The 3,550-nt window shown below is 62.8% G+C and carries 2 protein-coding genes and 1 pseudogene; all 3 read left to right on the top strand.

Annotation, left to right across the window (positions count from 1 at the left end):
- Positions 1-99: 99 nt before the first annotated feature.
- Complete coding sequence (locus RR842_RS12875; protein ID WP_332730010.1) at positions 100-714, top strand: 4Fe-4S dicluster domain-containing protein; 615 nt, start codon at positions 100-102, stop codon at positions 712-714.
- 71 nt (positions 715-785) lie between these two features.
- Positions 786-3,347: a molybdopterin-dependent oxidoreductase gene (locus RR842_RS12870; protein ID WP_332522503.1), complete on the top strand. Its 2,562-nt coding sequence runs from the start codon at positions 786-788 to the stop codon at positions 3,345-3,347.
- A gap of 2 nt (positions 3,348-3,349) precedes the next feature.
- A pseudogene (locus RR842_RS12865) lies at positions 3,350-3,550 on the top strand (hypothetical protein); the annotation flags it as partial.

The following is a 3,550-nucleotide window of genomic DNA, read 5'->3' as shown; positions in this document are numbered from 1 at the left end:
CTTTGCATAGGGTTAAACCCTCATCGTTTCGCGTAGCTATCCCGATTGGCAGGACCCGGCATGCAGCGCATCATACAAGGCAGAGGAAGGAGGCTGTCCATGAAACCATCGAGCATCGCCTCAGGCCTAGCCGCCGTAGCCGTCGCCATCCAGGGCGTGCGCCTGGTCGCGCACGGCGAGACGAACCTTTTGCGCCCACCAGGGACCCATGGTGAGCAGGATTTCCTCTCTCGCTGCATCAAATGCGGCAAATGCATCGAAGCATGTGCTTTCGCCGCGCTCTCCCCTGCTAACGGCAATACCGGCTTCGCCGTAGGGACCCCTACCATCGACGCACGCGCCCAGGCATGCCGCCTGTGCGAGGACTTCCCCTGCCAAGCCGCCTGCCCCACAGGCGCGCTGCGCGGCGTGGTCCAGCGCAACGACGTGCGTATGGGCACCGCTGTCATCGACGAGGATCTTTGCATCGCGTTTCAGGGCTTGCGCTGCGAAGTGTGCTACCGCACATGCCCCCTTATCGACGAGGCCATACGCATTGACTACCGCATGCGCGAAGGCGATGCCATCCACGCGGTGTTCGCACCTGTCATCGTGCAGGATTCCTGCGTCGGCTGCGGCTTGTGCGTGCAGCGTTGCGTCGTAGGCGAGCCTGAAGTAGCCATCCGCATCGTGGGCGACGAAGGGGGGCCGCAAGCAGGCGACGTCGGCGGATAGAGCGATACCGCCTCAGCTGAAGGCAGGGAGCTTCGCGCGCAAGAAGAGGAATCGACCGAGGAGGGAACCATATGGATCTGACAAGGCGGGCATTCGTTAAAACATCGGCCATTGCGCTGGCAAGCGCGGCGGCGGCAGGAAGCCTGGCATCGCTGGTCGGCTGCAGCAGCGCGCCCGCAGCGAACGCGAGCGGCGAGGGGCAGAAGTTCTCGTCGGTATGCCGTTTCTGCGGCTGTGGGTGCGGTGTTGTCTGTGAGGTAAAAAACGGCAAGCTGGTGTCGGTCACCGGCGATCCGGACAACCAGTCGAACAGGGGACTGAACTGCGTTAAAGGCTATTACCTGGGCAAGATACTCTACGGCGAGGATCGGCTGATTACCCCGCTTATCCGCGAGGACAAGGCTACCAAGGGCACCAGCGAAGGCTTGCGCAAGGCGACGTGGGACGAGGCGCTTGAGCTGGTAGCTTCTAAGCTGAAGGAAACCTGGAAGGCCGATAAGACCCGGCTCGCCTTCTGGGGAAGCGGCCAACAGCCCATCACCGAGGGCTACGCCACGGCCAAGTTCTGGAAGGCAGGGCTCCTCTCCAACAACATCGATCCGAATGCGCGCCTGTGCATGGCCAGCGCCGTCGTGGCCTTCATGAACGTATTCCAGACCGACGAACCGGCCGGCTGCTACGAGGACTTGGACCACGCCGACGTGTTCGTGACCTGGGGTGCCAACATGGCCGAGGCACATCCTATGCTGTACTCCCGCCTGACGGCCCGCAAACTTTCCGGCGAGGGCGTGAAGCACTACGACTTGGGCACGCTACGCACGCGCACCTCGGTCAGCGCCGATACCGTCATGCTGTTCCAGCCGAACACCGACCTGGCCATCGCCAACTGCATCGCGAACTACCTGGTGCAGAGCAAGCGCTACGACGAGGCCTTCGTAACCGACCATCTGCAGTTCAAGCAGGGTACCGAGAACATCGGCAACTCCATCGAGGATGGCTACGACGCAAGCGAGATCGGCCAGAAGGTCGATGCCGTCGCCTCCATCACGTTCGATGAGTACGCCGCACGCCTGGCCCCCTACACGTTCGAGTACACCTCGCAGCTCTCCGGCGTGCCGGTCGAGGACTTGAAGGCGCTGGCTGCCGAGTTCGCCGACCCGAAGAAGAACATCATGTCGCTTTGGACCATGGGCGTGAACCAGCACAACCGCGGTACGTGGATGAACCACAACATCTACAACATCCACCTACTGTCGGGCAAGATCGCGCGTCCTGGCTGCGGCCCTTTCTCGCTGACAGGCCAGCCCACTGCCTGCGGCACCGCACGCGAGGTGGGCACGTTCAGCCACCGCCTACCTGCCGACCTGCTGGTAGCCAACGAGCAGCACCGCCGCTACACCGAAGCAATCTGGGATTTGCCGGAAGGCTATCTGGACGCCATCCAGAAGCCCGGTTTCCACACGGTAAAGACGTTCCGCGAGCTGTCGAAGGGCAACATCGATTTCCTCTGGTCGGCGCATAACAACTGGGCCGTATCCATGCCTAACCTCACCCGTTTTCTGGGCGAAGGCGACCAGAAGGGCGTCTTCGATGCGTTCATCGTGGTAAACGAGGTGTACCCCACCTCGTCATGCGAGTACGCCGACGTCGTGTTGCCCGCAGCCCTCTGGGTGGAGCGCGAGGGACAGTTCGGCAACGGCGAGCGACGCACCGCCGTGTTCGAGAAGGCCGTCGAGGCGCCGGGCGAGGCGAAATGGGACCTGTGGATACTCATGGAAGTGGCACGCCGCGTGCTGGCAGGCGAGCAGATAGACGGCAAGGATGCCTTCGATCACCTGTTCGGCACATTCTACGACAAGAACGCTGCCGGCTTCAAGGCCGACGACCGCGAAACGAACCGCGTGATCTGGGAAGAGTACCGCACGTTCTCGAACCCCGACCTGAACGACCGTGCGCTGGCCATCAACAACGACGTCGACGGCACGTTTAAGGCGAAACTGAAGATGGAAGCCAAGCAGCTGGCCCCCTACGAGGAGTACCTGACCCGCCACGGCATGACGTGGCCGGTACGCAACGTCGAGGGAAGGTGGCTCGAAACGAAGTGGCGGTTCGCCGCCGGCAGCCAAGCCGAAGGCTTCGACGAGCAGGGCGTGGCCCAGTACGGCAAGACAGGCCTCGCGAACAGCGTGAGCTTCTACAAGTCGGCCAACGCCAAACCCTCCGTGGTGTTCCGTCCTTACGAGCCGCCCGCCGAGACACCCGATGCGGAGTACCCCTTCTACTTCTGCACCGGACGTTTGCTGGAGCATTGGCACACCGGCACGATGACCCGCCGCGTGCCCGAGCTCGACCGCGCGCTTCCCGAGGCCCTGCTGAACCTGCACCCCAACGACGTAGCCAAGCTGGGCGTGAAGGACGGCGATACGGTGCACGTGAAGTCGCGCTACGGCGCCTTCGACATCAAGGTATCCACCGCAGGGCGAACCGAGCCGCAGGAGGGCATGGCCTTCGCGCCGTTCTTCGCTGAAGAGACGCGTGTCAACCTGGCCGTACAGGATACGTACTGCCCACTGTCCAAGGAACCCGACTACAAGAAGACCTGCGTGTCCATCACAAAGGTCGAGGGGAGGTAGCTATGAAGAAGCAACTGGTAACCGCTACCTTGACGCTCACCCTGGCGCTGGGCATGGCAGCCGTCGCAGGATGCGCAAGCGAGGCTCCGAAAGACGACCTCAACGCGAACGTGCCCGCAGGGGCTCCACCTCTCATGCCTAAAAGCCATGCCGGCCGCTTCGAAGGGCTGGGGGCTGCGGGATGCTACGGCTGCCACGGCGCG

The organism is Gordonibacter sp. (assembly GCF_036667095.1).
Taxonomy (GTDB): Bacteria; Actinomycetota; Coriobacteriia; order Coriobacteriales; family Eggerthellaceae; genus Gordonibacter.
The sequence above is the reverse complement of the archived record's forward strand: the minus strand, read 5'-3'. Positions and strand labels throughout refer to the sequence as shown.

Coding starts and splice junctions, on each gene's coding strand:
- RR842_RS12870 (WP_332522503.1), top strand. CDS start 786: ATGGATCTGACAAGGCGGGCATTCGTTAAAACATCGGCCATTGCGCTG.
- RR842_RS12875 (WP_332730010.1), top strand. CDS start 100: ATGAAACCATCGAGCATCGCCTCAGGCCTAGCCGCCGTAGCCGTCGCC.